The sequence below is a fragment of the Isoptericola sp. NPDC019482 genome (genome assembly GCF_040632295.1).
Classification (GTDB): Bacteria; Actinomycetota; Actinomycetes; order Actinomycetales; family Cellulomonadaceae; genus Isoptericola.
The window spans coordinates 73,764-95,710 of record NZ_JBEYBQ010000008.1 but is presented as its reverse complement, the minus strand read 5'-3'; the positions used below and the strand labels follow the sequence as shown (position 1 = coordinate 95,710).

Annotated in this window: 16 protein-coding genes; 6 read left to right on the top strand and 10 right to left on the bottom strand. The window is 73.8% G+C overall.

Features of this window, described 5'->3' with window-relative positions:
- Positions 1 to 14: 14 nt before the first annotated feature.
- Genes ABZ493_RS08225 through gndA form a run of 4 tightly spaced genes read right to left on the bottom strand, consistent with a single transcriptional unit; the run spans position 15 to position 4,880 of the window.
- Complete coding sequence (locus ABZ493_RS08225; RefSeq protein ID WP_430581680.1) at positions 15 to 770, bottom strand: amino acid racemase; 756 nt, start codon at positions 768 to 770, stop codon at positions 15 to 17.
- A complete protein-coding gene (locus tag ABZ493_RS08220; protein ID WP_430581679.1) occupies positions 767 to 2,089 on the bottom strand; it encodes a carboxylate--amine ligase in 1,323 nt (440 codons plus the stop codon). The genes ABZ493_RS08225 and ABZ493_RS08220 overlap by 4 nt, the downstream gene beginning before the upstream one ends.
- Positions 2,086 to 3,447 (bottom strand): hypothetical protein, encoded by a 1,362-nt coding sequence (locus tag ABZ493_RS08215; RefSeq protein WP_430581678.1) that lies wholly within the window; start codon positions 3,445 to 3,447, stop codon positions 2,086 to 2,088. The genes ABZ493_RS08220 and ABZ493_RS08215 overlap by 4 nt, the downstream gene beginning before the upstream one ends.
- Positions 3,444 to 4,880 carry an NADP-dependent phosphogluconate dehydrogenase gene (gene gndA, locus ABZ493_RS08210; RefSeq protein ID WP_430581677.1) on the bottom strand — a complete coding sequence of 479 codons (1,437 nt, stop codon included), beginning with the start codon at positions 4,878 to 4,880 and terminating at the stop codon, positions 3,444 to 3,446. The genes ABZ493_RS08215 and gndA overlap by 4 nt, the downstream gene beginning before the upstream one ends.
- Positions 4,881 to 5,138: 258 nt before the next feature.
- Between gndA and ABZ493_RS08205 the strand changes: the two genes are divergently transcribed.
- The 4 genes from ABZ493_RS08205 (at position 5,139) to ABZ493_RS08190 (ending at position 10,642) form a co-directional block, all read left to right on the top strand.
- Complete coding sequence (locus ABZ493_RS08205; protein WP_430581676.1) at positions 5,139 to 5,738, top strand: DUF3000 domain-containing protein; 600 nt, start codon at positions 5,139 to 5,141, stop codon at positions 5,736 to 5,738.
- Positions 5,735 to 6,964: a ribonuclease D gene (locus tag ABZ493_RS08200; RefSeq protein WP_430581675.1), complete on the top strand. Its 1,230-nt coding sequence runs from the start codon at positions 5,735 to 5,737 to the stop codon at positions 6,962 to 6,964. Before ABZ493_RS08205 ends, ABZ493_RS08200 begins: the two co-directional genes overlap by 4 nt.
- A gap of 266 nt (positions 6,965 to 7,230) precedes the next feature.
- The gene (locus tag ABZ493_RS08195; RefSeq protein ID WP_430581674.1) at positions 7,231 to 8,490 is read left to right on the top strand and encodes a thiolase family protein; all 1,260 of its coding nucleotides are present in this window, start codon (positions 7,231 to 7,233) and stop codon (positions 8,488 to 8,490) included.
- 4 nt (positions 8,491 to 8,494) lie between these two features.
- Positions 8,495 to 10,642 (top strand): 3-hydroxyacyl-CoA dehydrogenase NAD-binding domain-containing protein, encoded by a 2,148-nt coding sequence (locus ABZ493_RS08190; RefSeq protein ID WP_430581673.1) that lies wholly within the window; start codon positions 8,495 to 8,497, stop codon positions 10,640 to 10,642.
- A 111-nt stretch (positions 10,643 to 10,753) separates the two neighbouring features.
- On the opposite strand, the gene ABZ493_RS08185 is transcribed toward ABZ493_RS08190, so the two are convergent.
- On the bottom strand, positions 10,754 to 12,142 hold the full coding sequence (locus tag ABZ493_RS08185) for a pyridoxal-dependent decarboxylase (RefSeq protein ID WP_430581672.1): 1,389 nt from the start codon (positions 12,140 to 12,142) through the stop codon (positions 10,754 to 10,756).
- A 209-nt stretch (positions 12,143 to 12,351) separates the two neighbouring features.
- Between ABZ493_RS08185 and ABZ493_RS08180 the strand changes: the two genes are divergently transcribed.
- On the top strand, positions 12,352 to 13,488 hold the full coding sequence (locus ABZ493_RS08180) for a glutamate--cysteine ligase (RefSeq protein WP_430581671.1): 1,137 nt from the start codon (positions 12,352 to 12,354) through the stop codon (positions 13,486 to 13,488).
- A gap of 9 nt (positions 13,489 to 13,497) precedes the next feature.
- Here ABZ493_RS08180 and ABZ493_RS08175 read toward each other — a convergent pair whose 3' ends face one another.
- From ABZ493_RS08175 to dxs, 5 genes are all read right to left on the bottom strand, one after another.
- Complete coding sequence (locus tag ABZ493_RS08175; RefSeq protein ID WP_430581670.1) at positions 13,498 to 14,265, bottom strand: PIG-L deacetylase family protein; 768 nt, start codon at positions 14,263 to 14,265, stop codon at positions 13,498 to 13,500.
- Between the two features lie 59 nt (positions 14,266 to 14,324).
- Positions 14,325 to 15,194, bottom strand: coding sequence for a pyruvate formate-lyase-activating protein (pflA, locus tag ABZ493_RS08170; protein ID WP_430581669.1), 870 nt, complete (start codon positions 15,192 to 15,194; stop codon positions 14,325 to 14,327).
- Between the two features lie 2 nt (positions 15,195 to 15,196).
- Positions 15,197 to 17,452: a formate C-acetyltransferase gene (gene pflB, locus ABZ493_RS08165; protein WP_430581668.1), complete on the bottom strand. Its 2,256-nt coding sequence runs from the start codon at positions 17,450 to 17,452 to the stop codon at positions 15,197 to 15,199.
- A gap of 161 nt (positions 17,453 to 17,613) precedes the next feature.
- Positions 17,614 to 18,279 carry an HAD family hydrolase gene (locus tag ABZ493_RS08160; protein ID WP_430581667.1) on the bottom strand — a complete coding sequence of 222 codons (666 nt, stop codon included), beginning with the start codon at positions 18,277 to 18,279 and terminating at the stop codon, positions 17,614 to 17,616.
- A 49-nt stretch (positions 18,280 to 18,328) separates the two neighbouring features.
- Entirely contained in the window at positions 18,329 to 20,221 is a 1,893-nt protein-coding gene (dxs, locus tag ABZ493_RS08155; protein WP_430581666.1) for a 1-deoxy-D-xylulose-5-phosphate synthase, read from the bottom strand.
- Between the two features lie 207 nt (positions 20,222 to 20,428).
- Between dxs and ABZ493_RS08150 the strand changes: the two genes are divergently transcribed.
- Complete coding sequence (locus tag ABZ493_RS08150) at positions 20,429 to 21,877, top strand: GuaB1 family IMP dehydrogenase-related protein (protein WP_430581665.1); 1,449 nt, start codon at positions 20,429 to 20,431, stop codon at positions 21,875 to 21,877.
- Positions 21,878 to 21,947 lie beyond the last annotated feature (70 nt).

The window sequence follows — 21,947 nt, the reverse complement described above, 5'->3', positions numbered from 1 at the left end:
GGTCGTCGTGTCCGTCAGCGGACGCGGTGCCCGGCGTTCTCGATCGTCGCGCGCACCAGCTCGTCCATGGAGTCGAGGAACGGTTCCTCCTCCAGCAGGTCGTGGTCGACGGCCGCGACCGACAGCTCCGTGCAGCCGAGCACGACGACGGACGCGCCGCGCTCGACGAGCCGGGCCGCCACGCCGCGCAGCGCGTCGGGGTCGGCCGGGCGCCCGGCCTTGACCTGCTCGTAGATCACCGCGTTGACGACGTCCTGGTCCGCCGCGTCCGGGACGACGACGTCGACGCCGTGGGCGGCGAACGCGTCGTCGTACACCTTCGACGCGACCGTGCCCGCCGTGGCCAGCAGGCCGACGCGCCGCAGGCCGGGCACCCGGGCGTGGGCCGCCGCCACCGTCACGTCGATGATCGAGACGAACGGCACCGTGACGGCGTCGAGCACCTGCTGGGTGAAGTAGTGCGCCGTGTTGCACGGCATCACGAGGAACTGGACGCCGAAAGCCTCCAGGCGGCGGGCGTCGCGCGCGAGCACCGGGCCCGGGTCCGCCGGCGACCGGCCGAGCACGAAGTCGGTGCGGTCCGGGATCGTCGCGTGGTTGAGCACGACGAGGTCCACGTGGTCCTGGTCCCGCTCGGCGACGGTCCGCTGCACCACCCGCTGCAGGAAGTAGGCGGTGGCCAGCGGGCCGACGCCGCCGATGACGCCGACGGGACGGTCCTCGACCGTTCCGCCGGCGCCCTCGGCGCCGCGCCCGACGTCCGAGGTCACGCGTGCTCCCGTGCGCCCTGTGGCGCGGCGGGTCCGGTCCAGGCCAGGGCCCGCGACTGCGCCACCGGGTAGTGCCGGGCGTACTTGCGGAACTGGTTGAGCTGCGCCACCAGCAGGTACGCGACCCGGCGCGGGTCCCACTCCTTGCGGTACCACAGCGGGTTGGACGCGCGGCGCGTGAGCTGCAGCCGCCGGGTGCGGGACCGGGTCACCGGGTCCGCGACGTAGCGGCGCAGCAACGCCCCCGGCAGCACCGTGTACAGGTGCTTGGTGGTCACCGCGCCGTCGTCCGAGAGCGGCACGTCCGGCCCGAGCACCGCGCGCGGCTCGGGGTCGAGGCCGCGCAGGTGCTCGTGCACGTAGAACTTCACCGGGTTCGCGCCCGTGGAGGTGACGTAGTAGTTCGAGCGGCCCAGACGAGGGTTGAGCTCGAAGAACACGTACCGCCCGTCGCGCGGGTCGTACTTGAGGTCGAAGTTCGCGACGCCGGTCCAGCCGACGTGCTCGAGCAGCCGGCGCGCCTGCTCCACGACCTCGGGCTGGACGCCCGTGACGATCGCGGCCGGGTTGCCGAGCGCCCCGGGCGCGTGCTCCTCGAGCAGCACGTGCCCGAAGGAGGAGAACCGCACCTTGCCCTGCGCGTCGCTGTAGCAGGTGAGGATCCGCATGCCGGAGTCGTCGCCGGGGATGTAGTCCTGCACGACGAACGAGCCGACGTACCCGGCGTCCTTCACGCGCCCGAGCAGGTCGAGCAGCTCGGTGCGGGTGTCCACGAGGAAGACCTTCTTCTTCCCCGCGAACTCGACGTCGTGGTACGCCGCGGTGCTGGCCGCCTTCGCGATCACGGGGAACGTGAGGCCGCTGGTGTCGGGCTCGGTGCCCGACGCGACGTCGTGCACCACCGTGGTGGGGTGCGCCAGGCCGAGCTCGGCGCACAGGGCCCCGAACTCCTCCTTGTCGGTGAGCCGCAGCAGCAGCTCCTCGCCCACGTACGGCACCAGGTAGCGGTCCTCGAGGCGGTCGCGGTGCTGCACGAGCATCCGCACCAGCCAGTCGGCGGAGCCCACGACGACGAGGTCGGCGTCGGTGTGCTCGTCCGCGATCCGGCGCAGGCACGCGACGATCGCCTCGGGGTCGTCGATCCGCGGCTCGGCCACGTGGGTGAGGATGCGCGAGTGGCGCACCAGCCCCGTGGACGCGCCGGACACCACCACGGAGCGCACGCCGTACGCCTCGTGGAACGCCCGGGCCAGGCTGTACGCCCCGATGTCGCCGCCGAGGACGACGGGCTGCAGCCGCCGCTGCGAGGTCTGCGTCACGATGCCTCCTTCGTCGCGGCGCCGCCGGCCGACGTGCCGGCCGGCGCTCCCGCCGCGGTGTTCGCCGCGTAGTTCCGGCGCAGCGCCTCCAGCGGGTAGAACTGCCGGTACTTGCGCACGTGGTTGAGCATCGCCGTGAGCACGTACAGCCGGCGGCGGGGCGACGAGTCCGCCTTGTAGCGCAGCGGGTGCACCGTGCGCCGGGAGCGCTGCAGCCGCACGACGCGGGCGTGCAGCTCCGGGTCCAGCACGTAGGAGCGCAGCAGCCGCTTCGGCACGACGGCGTAGAGCACCTCGCGGTCCGCCGTCACCGGCTCGCGGCGCAGGCCGTGCACGACGTCGTCCACCAGCGCCTCGGTCGGGTTCTGCCCGCCCGCGGTGAGGTAGTAGTTGTTCCGCCCGATGCGCGGGTTCTGCTCGAAGAACTTGAACACGCCGTCGCGCGGGTCGAGCTTGACGTCGAAGTTCGCGAAGCCCCGCCAGCCCGTGTGCTCGAGGATCCGCTGGGCCGCGTCGAGGATCTCCGCGATCGGCTCCACGATCATCGCCGAGGGGTTGCCGCGCGCCGCCGGCGTGCGCTCCTCGAGCAGCACCTGCGCCGAGGAGCGCAGCGTGACCCGTCCGTTGGAGTCGGCGTAGGCCGTGACCGACCGCATGCGCGTGTCGTCGCCGGGGATGTTCTCCTGCACGAGGAAGCGACCGCGGAAGCCCGCCTCGCGCAGCGAGATCATCAGCCGGTCGAGCTCGGCCGGCGTCGCGATCTCGTAGATCTTCTTCTTCCCGGCGAACTGCACGTCGTGGTAGTCGGCGCTGCTCGCGGGCTTGGCGATCACCGGGAAGTCGAAGCCGACCGGCAGCGGCTCCCAGCCGGGCTCCGCCGCGCGGGCGAAGTCCTGGATCACCGTGGCCGGCGTCGGGATCCCGAGCTGGGCGCACACCTCCTGGAACTCCGCCTTGTCGGAGATCCGGTCGATGAGCGCGGCGTCCGCGAACGGGACCACGTAGCCGGCCGCCTCGAGCTCGGCGCGGTGGTGCACGAGGACGCGCACGACCCAGTCCATGTTCGTGAGGAGCACGAGGGCGCGGCCGGGCTTCGCCAGCCGGCCCGCGACGTCCTGCAGGGCCGCGACGATCTGCTCGGGAGCGGTGCCCGACAGCTCCGTGTCGATGATCTGCGAGTGCGCGATGGGTCCCGGCTCCGCGAAGGCGACGACGGTGGTCCGCACGCCGTAGCGCTCGTGGAACGAGCGCGCGAGCGCGTACACCCCGATGTCCGACCCGACGATGACGGGCTGGAACCCGGGCTGCGCGCCCGCGGCCGTGCCCCCGGTGCTGGTGGTGCTCACGGGAACGCTCATGCCTCCTGCTCGGAGCGGTCGGCCGACCACTCGGTGTGGAAGGTGCCCTCGCGGTCGGTGCGGCGGTAGGTGTGCGCGCCGAAGAAGTCGCGCTGCGCCTGGATCAGCGCGGCGGGCAGCCGCTCGGCACGCACGCCGTCGTAGTAGGAGAGGGACGAGGAGAACGCGGGGGTCGGGACGCCGTTGAGGGCGGACTGCGACACGACGCGGCGCCAGGCGGCGAGGCCGTTGCCCACGGCGTTCGTGAAGTACTCGTCCGCGAGCAGCAGCGGCAGCGCGGCGTCGCGCTCGTACGCCTCGGTGATGCGGTTGAGGAAGCGGGCGCGGATGATGCAGCCGCCGCGCCAGATGCGGGCCATGGCGCCGCGGTCGATGTCCCAGCCGTACTCGGCGGAGGCGGCGGCGATCTGGTCGAAGCCCTGCGAGTACGCGACGACCTTCGACGCGTACAGCGCGAGGCGCACGTCCTCGATGAAGGCGTCGCGGTCGGCGATCTCCCACGCGCCCGCGTCGGCGGGCAGCGCGGCACGGCCGGCCTCGCGCTGCGGCACGGAGCCGGAGAGCGCGCGGGCGAACGTCGCCTCGGCGATGCCCGTGATCGGCACGCCCAGGTCGAGGCCGTTCTGCACCGTCCAGCGGCCGGTGCCCTTCTGCTCGGCCTGGTCGAGGACGATGTCGACGAACGCGCTGCCGGTGGCCGCGTCCACGTGCTGCAGCACGTCCGCGGTGATCTCGATGAGGAACGACTCGAGGTCGCCGGTGTTCCACTCCTCGAAGATCTTCCCGATCTCCGCGGCGGACGCGCCCAGGCCCTGCTTGAGCAGGTCGTAGGCCTCGGCGATGAGCTGCATGTCGGCGTACTCGATGCCGTTGTGCACCATCTTGACGAAGTGGCCGGCGCCGTCGGGGCCGACGTAGGTGCAGCACGGCGTGCCGTCGACCTTCGCCGAGATGTCCTCGAGGATCGGGCCGAGGCTCGCGTACGACTCGCGGGTGCCGCCGGGCATGATCGACGGGCCGTTGAGCGCGCCCTCCTCGCCGCCCGAGACGCCGGTGCCCACGAAGTGCAGGCCCTTCGCGCTGAGGTCCTTCTCGCGGCGGATCGTGTCGGGGAAGTGGGCGTTGCCGGCGTCGACGACGATGTCGCCCTCCTCCAGCAGCGGCACGAGCTCGTCGATGACGGCGTCGGTGGCCGCGCCCGCCTTGACCATGATGACGACCTTGCGGGGCCGCTCGAGGGAGGCGACGAAGTCGGCCATCGACTCGGACGGGACGAAGTCGCCCTCGTGACCGGCGTCAGCGATGAGCGACTGGGTCTTGGCGTACGAGCGGTTGTGCACCGCCACCGTGTAGCCGTGCCGCGCGAAGTTGCGGGCGAGGTTGCGGCCCATCACCGCAAGGCCGGTCACGCCGATCTGGGCACGAGCTGTCATCGTTTCCCTGCTTCCGTCGGTTCTCGGTTGGGTCGGGCGGCCGGGGGCGGCGACTGGCGCACGCGCTCCCCCGCCCGGGAGCCGGGACCAGCGTAGTCGGCCTGGCGGCGGAGGTGTACGGACCATCACGATCCGGACACGACCGGCGCCCGGGTGCGTCGTTTGACCCGACCGGCCACCTGGCGCCGTACGGTGGCTGGCGTGACCGGTGATCGCTCGGGCGACTCGACGCGGGACCCTCGGCAGGATCCCAGGCAGGTGCCCGCCCCCTTCGCGGCCGCGCTGGCGTCCCTGCGCGAGCGGCGGTTGCGCGGCGAGGTGCACCTGGCGGAGATCCCTGGGCCGACGCGCGTGGCCCCGTACTCCGTGGCCCTCGAGGGCGAGGTCGCCGAGCCCGACGGCGAGGAGGTCGCGACCGGCAGGTTCGTCGTCCTGCACGACCCCGACGGGCAGGAGACGTGGCAGGGCACCTTCCGCGTGGTGACGCTGGTGCGCGCGACGCTCGAGCCGGAGCTCGCGGCGGACCCGCTGCTCGCCGACGTCGCGTGGACCTGGGTGACCGAGTCCCTCGAGGCCGCGGGCGTCGACGCGCTGGCGATCGGCGGCACCGTGACGCGCGTGCTGTCCCAGAGCTTCGGCGCGCTGGGCGCCACTCCCGACGCCGTCGACCTGGAGATCCGCGCGTCCTGGACGCCCACCGACACCGACCTCGGGGTGCATTTGGCGGTGTGGGGCGACCTCATGGCGACTGCCGGGGGCCTGCCCCCGCTGCCCGACGGCGTCGCCTCCCTCGCGGGGCGCTCGGGCGGTCGCGGGCACCCGCGGCCCGGGTCACGACCGCATACCGTGGGGCCATGAGCTCAGCAGTCCCCCCGACCGCCACCGACGTCGTCCCGCTCACCGAGCCCGCGGACGGCGTCGGGCGCGTCGTCGACACCCCGGCCGCCCTCGCCCGCGTGGTCGAGCGGTTCGCCGGCGGCACCGGCCCCGTCGCCGCCGACGCGGAGCGCGCGTCCGGCTACCGCTACGGCCAGGCCACCTACCTGGTGCAGCTGCGGCGCGAGGGCGCCGGCACGGCGCTGCTCGACCCGGTCGCGCTGCCCGACCTGTCGGCGATCGGCGAGGCGGTGGGCGACGCCGAGTGGGTGCTGCACGCGGCGTCGCAGGACCTGCCAGGGCTCGCCGAGCACGGGCTGCGCCCGGCGCGGGTCTTCGACACGGAGCTCGCGGCGCGCCTGCTGGGCCTCGAGCGCGTGGGCCTGGCCGCCGTCGTCGCGGAGCTGCTCGGGCTGGGACTGGCCAAGGAGCACTCTGCCGTCGACTGGTCCACGCGGCCGCTGCCGGAGGACTGGCTGCGCTATGCCGCCCTCGACGTCGAGGTGCTCGTGGACCTCCGCGACCGGCTGGCCGAGCGGCTGGACGCGGACGGCAAGGCGGAGTGGGCGGCGCAGGAGTTCGAGGCCGAGCGCACCGCTCCTCCCCCGGCCCCGCGCGTCGACCCGTGGCGACGCACGTCGGGCACGCACACGCTGCGCGACCGGCGTCAGCTGGCCGTGGTCCGCAGCCTCTGGCTGGCGCGCGACACGAGCGCCCGCGCCCGCGACGTCTCCCCCGGCCGGGTGCTGCCGGACCGCGCCATCGTCGCGGCCGCCCGCGCACTGCCGCGCACCGTCCCGCAGCTCACCGCCCTGCCGGAGTTCGCCGGCAAGGCCACGCGCCGTCGTGCCCCCGCGTGGCAGCGGGCGATCGACGAGGCACTCGCCCTGCCCGACGACCTGCTGCCGAGCCAGCGCGGACCGCGCACCGACGGACCGCCCCAGCCGCGCACCTGGGCGGACCGAGACCCCGTCGCAGCACGCCGCCTCACCAGCGCCCGCGAGCTCCTCGCCACCATGTCCGGCGACCTGCACGTGCCCGTCGAGAACCTGCTGCAGCCCGATGCCCTGCGCCGGCTGTGCTGGACGCCGCCGGACCCGGCCCGCTCGGCCGAGATCGCGGAGTTCCTCCGGGGCCGCGGAGCGCGCCCGTGGCAGGTCGAGCTGGTCGCGACGCCCCTCGAGGAGGCGTTCTCCACCCTCGCCTGACCCGCGAGCTGTCAGAACCAGGCCGTGCTCTACCCCGACGTGGGTCTGACAAGTCGCAGCGCTCCGGACTTGTCAGAGTCAGGTCGGGACATACACCGACCTGAGTCTGACAAGTCGGGTGAGACGGGGTCTCAGAGTGGTCTATCCTGGTTCCCGGTACTCGCGGTAGCGTGTACCTCGGCGCCGGCCCCACCGGGTCGTCGCCCGAGAGCGGCGTCGCTCGTCGGACGCCGAAGTCCCGACCCCCGCCTGCGGATGGAGCTTCCATGACCACACGGAACCCGGCCCGCCGCGCGCTGCGCGACGTCGTCTTCGTCGAGGGCGTGCGCACGCCGTTCGGCAAGGCCCGGCCCGACGGCCTCTACGCGGAGACCCGCGCCGACGACCTGATCGTCAAGGCGGTCCGCGAGCTGCTGCGCCGTCACCCCGAGCTGCCGGGCGAGCGCGTGGACGAGGTGGCCATCGCCGCCACCACGCAGCAGGGCGACCAGGGCCTGACCCTCGGCCGCACCGTGGGGATGCTCGCCGGCCTCCCCCAGACCGTCCCCGGCTTCGCCATCGACCGCATGTGCGCGGGCGCCATGACCGCCGTCACGACGACCGCCGCCGGCATCGCGACCGGCAGCGCCGACGTCGTGATCGCGGGCGGCGTGGAGCACATGGGCCGTCACCCGATGGGCTTCGACGCCGACCCGAACCCGCGCTTCCTGTCCGAGAAGCTCGTGGACCCCGAGGCGCTCAACATGGGCGTCACGGCCGAGAACCTGCACGACAAGTTCCCGCACCTCACCAAGAAGCGCGCGGACACCTACGCCGTGAACAGCCAGGCCAAGTACGCCAAGGCGCTGGCGAACGGCGACGTGGGGCCGGAGCTCGTGCCGGTCGCCGTCCGCTCCGCCGAGCAGGGCTGGGGCCTCGCCACCGCCGACGAGCTGCCGCGACCCGGCACCACCGTCGAGGGCATCGCGAACCTCAAGACGCCGTTCCGCCCCGGCGGCCGCGTCACCGCGGGCAACGCCTCCCCGCTGACCGACGGCGCCACGGCCGCCCTCCTCGCCTCGGGCGACACCGCTGCGGAGCTCGGCCTGCCGGTCGCCATGCGCCTGGTCTCCTCCGCGTTCGCCGGCGTCGACCCGTCGATCATGGGCTACGGCCCGGTCCCTGCCACCGACCGCGCGCTCGCCCAGGCCGGTCTGTCCATCGACGACATCGGCCTGTTCGAGATCAACGAGGCCTTCGCCGTGCAGGTGCTGAGCTTCCTCGACCACTACGGCATCGCCGACGACGACGAGCGCGTCAACCCGTACGGCGGCGCCATCGCCATGGGCCACCCGCTGGCCAGCTCGGGCGTGCGCCTCATGACGCAGCTCGCGCACCAGTTCGCGCAGCACCCCGAGGTCCGGTACGGCATCACCACCATGTGCGTGGGCCTCGGGCAGGGCGGCACCGTGATCTGGGAGAACCCGCACCACGCCGACTACTCCGGCCACACCACCGCGACCACCGCGACGGACGAGGAGAACTGACCGCATGACCGACAACTCCACCGCCGGCGTCCGCGCCGAGCGCGTCACGCACTCCCTCGTCCGGGACGTCGAGCTCCCGGACGGCGCGGGCACCCTCGCGCTCGTCACGCTCGACAACGGCCTCGACCACACCAAGCCCAACACCCTGGGCCCCGAGGGCATGGCCGAGCTCACCGCCGCCCTGACCGCGCTGGCCGAGCGCGCGGGCCGCGGCGAGATCGCCGCCGTCGCCGTCACCGGCAAGCCGTACTTCCTCGCCGCGGGCGCGGACCTGCTGCAGGTCTCCACCGTCACCTCGCACGAGCAGGCGCTCGAGCTGGGCCGCTCCGGCCACGCCGCCTACGAGCTGCTGCACACCATGGGCGTGCCGACCTTCGCGTTCGTCAACGGGCTCGCGCTCGGCGGCGGCCTCGAGGTCGCGCTCAACTGCGACTACCGCACCGTGGCGTCCGACGCGCCCGCGCTCGGCCTGCCCGAGACCGGCCTCGGCCTCATCCCCGGGTGGGGCGGCGCCTACCTCGTGCCGCGCCTCGTGGGCATCGAGAAGGCCGTCGACGTCATCCTCACGCGCCCGGCGACGCAGAAGCCGTTCAAGGCGGCCGAGGCCGCCCGGATCGGCCTCGTGGACCAGCTCTTCGAGGCGGCCGACTTCCTCGAGCAGTCGATCCTGTGGGCCTCGCGCGTCCTGCGCGGCGAGGTCGAGGTGCCGCGCCGCGAGCTCGACCCGCAGCCGGTGTGGGACGCCGTCGTCGCGGCCACGCGCCAGCGGCTCGACGCCGTCGTCGCCGGCTCGCGCCCGGCGCCGTACCGCGCCCTGGACCTGCTCGCGGCGGCCCGCACGGCCACCCGCGAGGAGGCCTTCGCGGCCGAGGACCAGGCGCTGGCCGACCTCATCATGTCCGACGAGATGCGCGCGAGCGTCTACGCCTTCCAGCTCGTCTCGGGCGGTAAGAAGCCCGTCGGCGCCCCGGACAAGAGCCTGGCCCGCCCGGTCACCCGCGTCGGCATCGTCGGCGCCGGCCTCATGGCCGCGCAGATCGCCCTGCTCGTCGCGCAGCGCCTCGGCGTGCCCGTCGTCATGCGCGACCTGGACCAGGAGCGGGTGGACAAGGGCCTCGGCTTCGTCCGCTCCACCGTCGAGAAGCTCGTCGGCCGCGGGCGGATGACGCCCGAGGCCGCCGCGCGCATCGTCGCGAGCGTCTCCGGGACCACCGAGATCGGCGAGTTCGCGTCGTGCGACGTGGTCGTCGAGGCGGTCACCGAGGTCATGGGCCTCAAGAAGAAGGTCTTCGCCGAGCTCGAGAGCATCGTCTCCGAGGACACGATCCTCGCGACGAACACCTCCGCGCTGTCCGTCACGGAGATGGCGGCCGACCTCCAGCACCCCGAGCGGGTCGTGGGCATCCACTTCTTCAACCCGGTGGCCCAGATGCCGCTGGTCGAGGTCGTCAAGGCCCAGAAGACCTCGGACGAGGCGCTCGCCACCGCGTTCGCCGTCACGAAGAAGCTGCGCAAGACGGCGGTGCTCGTCGCCGACCGGCCCGGCTTCGTCGTCAACCGCCTCCTCGTGCTCGTCATGGGCAAGGTCGTCGAGGCCATCGAGAACGGCACGTCCGTCGAGGTGGCCGACACGGCCCTCGCGCCGCTCGGCTTCCCGATGCCCACGTTCGAGCTCTTCGACCTCGTCGGCCCCGCGGTCGGCCTGCACGTGCTCACCTCGCTGCGCGAGGACCTGGGCGACCGCTTCCCGACCTCCCCCGGCCTGGAGAAGCTCGTCGCCGACGGCACGCGCGTCGTGCTCGACCGGCCGGCGCCCGGCCTGCCCAAGCCGGTCGACCCATCGATCCAGGCCGTGTTCGGCGAGGCCCTCCCGGCGGGCGAGCAGGGGCGCCACGGCACCCCCGTCCTCGACGCCGCGGGCGTGCTCGACTCCGTGCTCACCGCGCTCACGGTCGAGATCGGCCACATGCTCGACGAGGGCGTGGTCGCCGGGCCGCAGCAGATCGACCTGTGCATGATCCTCGGCGCCGGGTGGGGCTTCCACACGGGCGGCATCACGCCGTACCTCGACCGCGCCGGGTACTCGGCGAAGGTCCTGGGCCGGCGGATCCTGCCCGACGGCGTCGCCAACGTCCCCGAGGCCGTCGCCTGACACGCCCTCCTCGGAGACCCGAGCCGCACGGCTCATGACGCACCGCTGGCCCGGTCCCTCGTCGGGACCGGGCCACCGGTGCGTGCGCCGCCCTGCGGCGCGGCCCGTCGTCTACGCCGGGCCCCGGACGGCGCGCCGGACCGCCTCGACCGTCCTCGCGACGTCGTCCTCGTCCGTGGACCAGTTGCTCACCGAGACCCGCAGGACGTCCCGGCCACGCCACCGGGAGCCGGAGATCCATGTGTCGCCGTCGGCGAGGAGCCGCTCGCCGGCCGCGCGCGTCCGGGCGTCGTCGTCGAGCGCGAGGCACACCTGCGTGTAGACGACGTCGTTGACCACGCGCACGCCGTCGAGGCGCGCGACGCCCTCGGCGATCGCCCGGGCGTGCTCCGCCAGCCCTCCGACGAGCCCGGCCAGCCCCTCCCGCCCCAGCGAGCGCAGCGCGGCCCAGGTGGGCACGCCGCGGGCGCGCCGCGAGAGCTCGGGCGCCTTGTCGTAGGGGTTGCCCGGGCCGGGCGCGTCCACGAGGTACGCCGTGTGCACGCCGAACGCCGCGCGGACGGCGGCGGGATCGGCCACGACGGCGACGCCGCAGTCGTACGGCACGTTCAGCGTCTTGTGCGCGTCGGTCGCCCAGGAGTCGGCGCCCCCGATCCCCTGCACGAGGTGGGCGAGCCCCGGCGCCGCCCCCGCCCAGAGGCCGAACGCGCCGTCGACGTGCACCCAGGCGCCGTGGTCGTGCGCGAGCGGGATCGCCTCCGCGAAGGGGTCGAAGGACCCGGAGTGCACGTTGCCGGCCTGCAGCGCCACGATCGTCGGAGCACCCGGCGGCACCTCGGCGAGCGCGGCCGCCAGGGCGTCCGTGCGCAGCCGGCCCTGGTCGTCGGCCGCCACCACCGTCGGGGCCCCGAGCCCGAGGTAGCGCAGCGCGAGGTCGACGGAGTCGTGCCGCTCCGCGCCGACCAGCACGCGCACCGGGGGCCCGCCCGTCAGGCCCCGCTCGTGGACGTCCCACCCCGCCCGAGCGAGCACCGCCCCGCGCGCCGCGGCCAGCCCGGTGAGGTTCGCCGTCGTCGCGCCGGTCACGAAGCCCACGTCGGAGCCGGCGGGCAGCCCGAGAGCGTCGAGCACCCACCGTCCCGCCTCCTCCTCGACCGCGACGACACCCGGCGTGGAGAACCGCATCCCGGCGTTCTGGTCCCAGGCGCTCACGAGCCAGTCGGCGCCCAGCGCCGCGGGCAGGGTGCCGCCCATGACCCAGCCGAAGAACCGGCCCGACCCGATCGCCATCAGGCCGGGCTCGACCCGGGCGGCGAGCTCGTCGACCACGTCGGCCGGCGCGATCCCCCGACCGGGCAGCGGCCCGGCGAGCGTCCGCCCGACGGCGTCCGCGTCGGCGCGCGGCGGGACCGGCCGCTCCCCCACGTCGTCGAGCCACGCCCGCGCGTGGTGCACGGCGCGGTCGAGCGCGCCGTCGAAGTCCTTGCCTCTGACCGTCATCCGGGTGCTCCTTCGCGACCGGCCTCGGTGCCGCCACCAGGATATCGAGGGGGGATATCGAGGGGGATATCGAGGGGGATATCGAGGGGCGGTACGACGGCCTCGACAGGAGGGAGGGCCGGGCCCGGCACTCCGGACGTCCCCGCCGCCCGGGCCCGCGACCTCGCGGAGGTGCGCGACCATCACGCACGCGTGTGAGACTGCCCCGCATGAAGCGGACCATGGGTGTCGAGGAGGAGTTCCTCCTGGTGGGCGACGACGGACGGCCGGTCGCCAAGGCGTCGGAGGCGCTCGACGCGTCCGAGGAGGCGGACGACGCAGCGGACGGCGGTCCCCGCCCTCCCGAACCGGGCGTGGAGGCGGCCGGCGGGGCGCTCGAGGCCGAGTTCATGGAGGAGCAGCTCGAGACGGCGACGCACCCGCGCCGCGAGCTGTCGGACCTCGCCGCCGAGATCCGTGCCGGGCGCGAGCGCGCGCAGTCGGCCGCGGACCGGGTCGGGGCACGCGTCGCCGCCCTGGCCACCTCACCGTGGCCGTTCGAGGGCACCACCGTGGCCCGCCTCCGGTACCTGGAGGCGCGGGCCAAGTTCGGGCTCACGGCCCGTGAGCAGCTCACCAGCGGCTGCCACGTGCACGTCGCCGTGGCCGACGACGCGGAGGGCGTGGCCGTGCTCGACCGGATCGGACCCTGGCTGTCCGTGCTGCTGGCGCTGAGCGCCAACTCGCCGTTCTGGCAGGGCGAGGACTCCGGCTTCGCCAGCTACCGGTCGCAGGTGTGGGCGCGCTGGCCCACGTCGGGGCCGGCGCGGGCGTTCGGATCGCCGGAGGGGTACCACGAGGCGGTCGCGGACCTGGTCGCCACCGGCACCATCCTCGACCAGAACATGGTCTACTTCGACGCCCGGCTGTCGGCGCGCTACCCCACGGTCGAGGTGCGCATCGCCGACGTCTGCCTCGACGCGGACACGGCCACCCTGCTGGGCGCGCTGGCCCGCGGCCTGGTCGAGACGGCCGCACGGGAGGCGGCGGAGGGCCTGCCCGCCCCCGTGCTGCGCACCGAGCTGCTGCGCACGGCCGCCTGGCGCGCCGGGCGCTCGGGCCTGTCCGACGACCTCCTGTCCCCGCACACCTGGCGGCCCGCCGGGGCGCACGACGTCGTCGGGCAGCTCGTCGCGCACGTGCGCGACGCGCTGGTCGACGCCGGCGACCTGGACGCCGTCACCGAGCTGCTCGGCCGGCTCTGGTCGTCCGGGGACGGCGCGACGAGGCAGCGCGCGTGGCACGCCGCCGGGTACGGCGACCTGCGCCGGGTGGTGGACCGGGCGGTCGCGGCGACGCACGCCTGACCGGCGGCGTCAGTCGTCCCAGCCCGTCCGCAGCACCTCGAACGGGGTCGCGTGCGCCACGCCGAGCCGCGGCCCGGTGGCGGACGTCATCCGGGCGAGGAACTCGGCGGGGTCGAAGTGCTCCCACCCGAGCCCGTCGAGGTAGGCGGCGTGGGCGCGGAGCGAGGCGACCCCGGCGTCGAAGGTGTCGGTGACGTCCACCGCGTGCTGCGCGTCGGGCGATCCGGCGACCCACACCTGACGTACCCCGCCCCACGGCTCGAGCCCGTCGTCCTCGAGCTGGTCGGGGAACACCCAGCGGTTGCCGGCGTCGCGTACGGCGTCGACGACGGCGCGGCCGGTCGCGACGTGGTCGGCCTGGTTGAGCATCCCGCCCGGGAACGTCTCGCGGTAGTTGCCGGTGATGACGACCTCCGGCCGGTGCCGGCGGACGGCGCCCGCGATCGCCCGACGCAGCGGCAGCCCGTACTCGATCACGCCGTCCGTGAAGCCCAGGAACTCGACCTCCTCGACCCCGACGGCGCGCGCGGAGGCGACCTGCTCGCCCTCCCGCACGCGGCGCGCCTCGTCCGGGTGCATGCCGTCGATCCCGGCCTCGCCGCTGGTCACCATGGAATAGACGACGCGCTTGCCCTGGCCCGTCCAGCGGGCGACGGCCGCGGCGGCGCCGAACTCCATGTCGTCGGGGTGCGCCACCACCGCGAGCGCCGTCGTCCAGCTCTCGTCGAGAGGCCGCAGCGGGGCGTCCTCGTCGGCACGGTCGGGTGTCGTCGTCATGCCGACCACGCTAGCGACGACGCCGCGCGGCCGCGCGCTCCGAGCGGCGTCGTCCGACGTCAGTACGTCGTCAGCCCGTGGGCGCGGAAGACGTCGCGCACGGCCTCGGTCGCCTCGGGCGTCGGCGGCTCGGTGTCGTCGAGCTCGTACGCGCGGCCCAGCTCGGCCCACTTGTCGCGGGCCATCTGGTGGAAGGGCAGCACCTCGACGCGCTCCACGGTCCCGGGCCGCACGGCCTCGATGTCGGCGGCGTGCCGGGCGAGGGCCGCGACGTTCTCCGGGTCGTCGGTGAGGCCGGGCACCAGCACGAAGCGCACCCAGACCTTGACGCCACGCTCGGCCAGGCGACGCCCGAACCGCAGCGTGGGGGCGAGCGACCGCCCGGTGACGCGCCGGTACGTCTCCTCGTCGCCCGACTTGATGTCGAGGAGCACGAGGTCGGTGTCCGCCAGCATCGCGTCGGTCGCGTTGGCGCCGAGGAACCCGGAGGTGTCGAGGGTGGTGTGCACCCCGAGCTCCTTCGCACCGCGCAGGATCCGCGCGGCGAACGCCGGCTGCATGAGCACCTCGCCCCCGGAGAGCGTGAGGCCGCCGCCGGTCGCGGTGAAGATGCCGCGGTAGCGGGCCACACGCGCCAGCAGGTCCTCGGCGAGGACGGGCTCGCCGTCCTTCATCGCGAGCGTGTCGGGGTTGTGGCAGTACAGGCAGCGCAGCGGGCAGCCGCTGAGGAACACGGTGAGGCGCGTCCCCGGGCCGTCGACGGCCGTCACCAGCTCCCAGGAGTGCACCGAGCCGAGCTCGCCGGAGCGCATCAGCGCCAGGCGGTCGGAGCGGCCCACCTCCTCGGTGTCCACGGTCTCGATCCCCCGCAGGCCGGCGCCGGCCCGGCGCCGGGAGGGGGCGTCCAGCGTCGCCGGGCCGGCAGTCATGGTCAGAGCCCCCCGTGGAAGGTCCGCGACAGCACGTCCAGCTGCTGCTCGCGGGTCAGCCGCACGAAGTTCACCGCGTAGCCGGAGACGCGGATCGTGAGCTGCGGGTAGTTCTCCGGGTGCTCCATCGCGTCCTCGAGCGTCTCGCGCACGAGGACGTTGACGTTCATGTGATAGCCGGCGCCGCCCACCGAGGCGTCGAGCAGGCCGGCGAGGTTCGCCACCTGCTCCTCGCGGGTGCGGCCGAGGCCGGACGGCACGACTGTGTTGGTCAGCGAGATGCCGTCCTGCGCCTGGTCGTAGGGCAGCTTCGCCACCGAGAGCGCGGAGGCGAGCATGCCGTGCGTGTCGCGCCCGTTCATCGGGTTGGCGCCCGGCGAGAAGGGCTCGCCGGCGCGGCGGCCGTCCGGGGTGTTCCCGGTGGCCTTGCCGTAGACCACGTTGGACGTGATCGTCAGCACCGACTGGGTCGGCACGGCGTCGCGGTACATCGGGTGGCTGCGGATCTTGGCCATGAACGACTCGACCAGCTCGACGGCGATGGCGTCGACGCGGTCGTCGTCGTTGCCGTAGGCCGGGTAGTCGCCGTCGATCTCGTAGTCGACGACGACGCCGCTCTCGTCGGCCACCGGGACCACCCGGGCGTAGCGGATCGCCGACAGGGAGTCCGCCGCGACCGACAGTCCCGCGATGCCGCAGGCCATGGTGCGGAGCACCTCCCTGTCGTGCAGGGCCATCTCGAGCCGCTCGTACGCGTACTTGTCGTGCGACCAGTGGATGCAGTTGAGCGCCTCGACGTACGTCTCGGCGAGCCAGTCCATGGTGCGGTCGAAGCGGGCGCGCACGTCGTCGTAGTCGAGCGGCAGGCCCGGGGCGACGGCGGGGAACGCCGGCGAGACCTGCTTGCCGGTGACCTCGTCCTTGCCGCCGTTGATCGCGTACAGCAGCGCCTTGGCGAGGTTCACGCGGGCGCCGAAGAACTGCATCTGCTTGCCGACCGCCATCGGCGAGACGCAGCACGCGATCGCCGCGTCGTCGCCCCAGGCCGGGCGGATCTGCTCGTCCGACTCGTACTGCACCGCGGACGTGTCGATCGACACCTTGGCGCAGAACTCCTTGAACCCGTCGGGCAGGCGCGGGCTCCAGAAGACCGTCATGTTCGGCTCGGGGGCCGGGCCCAGGTTGTACAGGGTCTGCAGGAAGCGGAACGAGTTCTTGGTGACGAGCGGGCGGCCGTCCTCGCCCATGCCGCCGATGGTCTCGGTGACCCAGGTGGGGTCGCCGGAGAAGAGGGCGTCGTACTCGGGGGTGCGCAGGAAGCGCACGATCCGCAGCTTGATGACGAAGTCGTCGACGATCTCCTGCGCCTCGGACTCGCTGAGGCGCCCGGCCTGCAGGTCCCGCTCGAGGTACACGTCGAGGAACGTCGACGTGCGCCCGAGCGACATCGCGGCGCCGTTCTGCTCCTTCACCGCGGCGAGGTAGCCGAAGTACAGCCACTGCACGGCCTCGCGGGCCGTCGTCGCCGGGCCGGAGATGTCGTACCCGTAGGACGCGGCCATCTCCTTGAGCTCGCCGAGGGCGCGGATCTGCTCCGCGTGCTCCTCCCGCTCGCGCACCACGGTCTCGCTGAACGGCTGGACGTCGAGGCCGAGCTTGTCGACCCTCTTCGCGGCGACCAGCTGGTCGACGCCGTACAGGGCCACGCGGCGGTAGTCGCCGATGATCCGGCCGCGTCCGTACGCGTCGGGCAGGCCGGTGATGATGTGGGAGCTGCGCGCGGCGCGGACGTTCGGCGGGTAGACGTCGAAGACGCCCTGGTTGTGCGTCTTGCGGTACTCGGTGAACACCGTCCTGAGGGTCTCGTCGACCGGGTAGCCGTACGTCTTCAGCGCGCCCTCGACCATGCGCCAGCCGCCGTTCGGCATGATCGCGCGCTTGAGCGGGGCGTCGGTCTGCAGGCCGACGATGAGCTCGGCGTCGCGGTCGATGTAGCCGGGCCCGTGGGCGGTGATCGCCGCCGGGGTGTGCGGGTCGACGTCGTAGACGCCCTTCTCGCGCTCGGCCGGGAACATCGCCGACAGCTTCTCCCACACCGCGGTGGTGCGCGCCGTCGGCCCCGCGAGGAACGCGTCGTCGCCGGTGTACGGGGTGTAGTTGCGCTGGATGAAGTCGCGCACGTCGATGCCGTCGCACCAGGGTCCCGGGGTGAAGCCCGTCCAGGCGGTGGTCGTGGTGGGTGCCGCGTCGGTGGTCATAGGAGCCCCCTCCTTCTGAGGTATGACCACAGCCTATTCGTGAAGCCTTTCACAAGCCAGGTCGTGGGGCTGTGACGTCGCAGACACCTTCGAGCACGGGATCCGTATCGCCATCCGGCCGGTTGGCGATACGGATCCCGTGCTCGAAGGTGACTGTCGGTTCAGTCGAGGACGGCCCCGGGCGGGGAGGCCGCGAGGGCGAGCGCCTCGCGCGTGGTCGCGGCGACGACGTCGGGGCGGTCCGTACCGGCCCACGACCGGCCATGGGAGACCCACGCCGTGCGCGTGCCGGCCGCACGGCCCGCAGCCACGTCCGCGTGGGCGGCGTCGCCGACCATCCAGACCTGACGCCGGTCGACGTCTGACCTGCCGAGCCGCTCGAGCGCCACCTCGAGCAGGCGGGGATCGGGCTTCGTGAATCCCTCCTCCCCCGACACGACGACCGCGTCCACGTGGCCCTCCAACCCGCACCGAGCGATCTTGGCGCGCTGCTGAGCAGACGTCCCGTTGGTGACGATCGCCACCGGGTGCCCGGCGCCACGCAGCACGTCGAGCGCGAAGAGCACGCCGTCGTAGGGCCGCACGCCGGCGACGATCCCTTCCCGGAACCGGTCGATCGCAGCCGGGACGTCGTCGTCCCACCCGAGCCGGGCGATCAGCAGCCGCGCGAGAGCCTCCTTGGACCCATGGCCGTCCTCGTCGACCGCGACGATCTCGGCGAGGTCGTCGGCCGTGCCGCCTGCGGCGTCGAGCTCGCCCGACGCCCACGACACGAACGCCTCCGTGCGGCCCACCAGCGTGTTGTCGAGGTCCAGGAGCCAGATCATGAGCGCGAGGTTAGCGGCGCCCGGCCGCCCGGCGACCGCCCGTCTCGCGTCAGTCGCGCGCGAGCGCCGCGAGCGCGTCGCGGACGGCGTCCTCCGCCCGCATCCGCTGCTGTCCGATGATCTGGTCGCGGCTGGCGTGGTCGAGGAACGCCACCGGCAGCCCGACGTGCACGAACGGCGTGCGCACGCCCTGCTCCCCCGCCCGCTGGGCGGTCATGGCGCCGACGCCTCCGTCGACGACGCCGTCCTCGATCGTCAGCACGAGGTCGTGCTCGCCGGCGAGCTTCACCAGGGTCTCGGGAACCGGCAGCACCCAGGTGGGCGCGACGACGTCGACCGCGAGGCCGTGCGCCGCGAGCGACTCGCCCGCCGCGAGTGCCGTGCCCACCATCGACCCGACGCCCACGACGAGCACCTTGCGCCCGTCACCCGCGCTGCCCGCACCGGGCACGTGGCGCGCGACGACGTCCACGCCGTCGAGCTCCTCGAGCGCCGGGATGGCGTCGGCGAGCGCGCCCTTGGGGTAGCGCACGACCGTGGGCGCGTCGTCGACGTCCACCGCCGCGCGCAGGGCCGTGCGCAGGGTGGGCTCGTCGCGCGGCGCGGCCAGGCGCAGGCCGGGGACGATGCGCAGCATCGCCATGTCCCACATGCCGTTGTGGCTGGCGCCGTCGTCCCCGGTGATGCCGGCCCGGTCGAGCACGAACGTCACGCCCGCCCGGTGCAGGGCGGCGTCCATGAGCACCTGGTCGAAGGCGCGGTTGAGGAAGGTGGCGTAGACGGCGACCACCGGGTGCAGACCGGCGAACGCCATGCCTGCCGCCGAGGTCGCGGCGTGCTGCTCGGCGATGCCGACGTCGAAGGTGCGGTCCGGGAACTCCTGGGCGAACGGCGCCAGACCCACGGGGTGCAGCATCGCCGCGGTGATGGCGACGACGTCGGGCCGGTCGCGGCCGATCTTGACGATCTCGTCGGCGAAGACCTTGGTCCAGCCGAACCGCGAGGGCGCGACGGGCAGGCCTGTCTCGGGGTGGATCTGGCCGACGGCGTGGAACCGGTCCGCGACGTCCCGCTCGGCGGGGGTGTAACCGCGGCCCTTCTCGGTGATGGCGTGCACGATCACCGGACCGCCGTAGGACTTGGCCCGGCGCAGCGCCTGCTCCATCGCCGCGACGTCGTGCCCGTCGACCGGGCCGACGTACTTCAGCCCGAGGTCCTCGAACATGCCCTGCGGGGCGACGACGTCCTTGATGCCCTTCTTGAGCCCGTGCAGCCAGTCGTAGGCGAAGCGCCCGGGCGCGCCCGTGCGGTGCAGGGTGCGCTTGCCCCACGACAGGAAGGCCTCGTACCCGCGCGTGGTGCGCAGGGTGTCGAGGTGGTTCGCCACGCCGCCGATGGTCGGCGAGTAGGAGCGCCCGTTGTCGTTGACGACGATGACGAGGCGGCGGTCCTGCGAGGCCGCGATGTTGTTCAGCGCCTCCCAGGCCATGCCCCCGGTGAGCGCGCCGTCGCCGATGACGGCGGCGACGTGCCGCTCGGGGTGCCCCTGCACGGCGTTGGCCTTGGCCACGCCGTCGGCCCACGACAGCGCGGTCGACGCGTGCGAGTTCTCGACGACGTCGTGCTCGGACTCGGCGCGCGAGGGGTAGCCGGACATGCCGCCCGCCTTGCGCAGCGCCGAGAAGTCCTGCCGGCCCGTGAGGAGCTTGTGCACGTACGCCTGGTGACCCGTGTCGAACACGAGGGTGTCCCGCGGGGACGCGAAGACGCGGTGCAGCGCGATCGTCAGCTCGACGACGCCCAGGTTCGGCCCCAGGTGCCCGCCCGTCCGCGACACCTGGTCGACCAGGAAGGCCCGGATCTCCGCCGCGAGCTGCGTCGTCTGCTCCGGCGAGAGCCGGCGGACGTCCTCGGGCGAGCCGATCGTGCTCAGCAGGCTCATGCGTTCCTCCCCGTTCATAACCACACCACTCTAGGCGGTCCCGCCCGGTGGTCCGGGACGTCCCGCGGACGGCGCTCCGCCACGCGAGGGCGAGGTAGAGGGTAGTTTCGACCCTGCCGACGGGAACACGTGACCGCCGGCGAGCGTTCGGCAGAGGGACGACCCAGGAAGCTCGTCCTCTCCCGACACACCTCTCAGGGGACACCTGTGCGCTTTCTCGACGGGCAGCAGCCCACCACCGACCTCACCTACGGCGACGTCTTCATGGTCCCGTCCCGCTCGGACGTGACCAGCCGCTTCGACGTCGACCTCTCCACCGACGACGGCACCGGCACGACGATCCCCGTGGTCGTCGCCAACATGACCGCCGTCGCGGGCCGCCGGATGTCCGAGACCGTCGCCCGCCGCGGCGGCATCGCGATCATCCCCCAGGACATCCCGGTCGACGTCGTCGCCGACGTCGTCGCCGACGTGAAGTCCAAGGACCCCGTCATCGAGACGCCCGTGGTCGTGGCCCCCACGGACACCGTCTCCACGGTGCTGACCCTGCTGGGCAAGCGCGCGCACGGCGCGGCGGTCGTCGTGGCCGACGGCAAGCCCGTGGGCGTCGTCACCGAGGGCGACTGCGCCGCCGTCGACCGGTTCGCGCAGGTGCACCAGGTCATGTCCGACGACGTCGTCATGCTCGACGCCGCGTCGCTCGAGGCCGAGGGCCTCGAGGCCACGTTCGAGCGCATGCACGCCGCGAAGATCCACCTCGCGCCCGTGGTGCGCGACGGCGTCCTCGCGGGCGTCCTCACGCGTAAGGGCGCCGTGCGCTCCTCGGTCTACCGCCCGGCGCTCGACGCCGCCGGCCGCCTGCGGATCGGCGCGGCCGTCGGCATCAACGGCGACGTCGCGGCCAAGACCCGCGAGCTGCTCGACGCCGGCGTGGACGTGCTCGTCGTCGACACGGCGCACGGACACCAGTCGAAGATGCTGCAGGCCCTCGAGGCCGTGCGCTCGGTCGACCCGCAGGTGCCGGTCGTGGCGGGCAACGTGGTGACCGCCGCGGGCGTGCGCGACCTCGTCGCCGCGGGCGCCGACATCCTCAAGGTCGGCGTCGGGCCGGGCGCCATGTGCACCACGCGCATGCAGACCGCCGTGGGGCGTCCGCAGTTCTCCGCCGTCCTCGAGTGCGCGGCCGCCGCGCGCGAGCTCGGCAAGCACGTGTGGGCCGACGGCGGCGTCCGCCACCCGCGCGACGTCGCGCTGGCGCTGGCCGCGGGCGCGTCGCAGGTGATGATCGGCTCGTGGTTCGCCGGCACGTACGAGTCACCCGGCGACCTGCACGACGACGGCACCGGTCGCCTGTACAAGGACTCGTTCGGCATGGCGTCCGCGCGCGCTGTCGCCGCCCGCACCGCCGGGGCGGGCTCCGCCTTCGCCCGCGCGCGCAAGGCCCTGTACGAGGAGGGCATCTCCACCGGGAAGATGTATCTCGACCCGCTGCGCCCGGGCGTCGAGGACCTGCTCGACGAGGTCACGTCCGGCCTGCGCTCGAGCTGCACCTACGCCGGTGCGCGCACGCTCGGGGAGTTCCACGAGCGCGCGCTGGTGGGCGTGCAGTCCGCGGCCGGCTACGCCGAGGGCATGCCGGTCGCCACGAGCTGGTGAGCCGGCGGTGAGCCCCGGCACGAGCACCGGCACGGGCACAGGGCCGACGGCTGCCCGCGCGCAGCTCGCC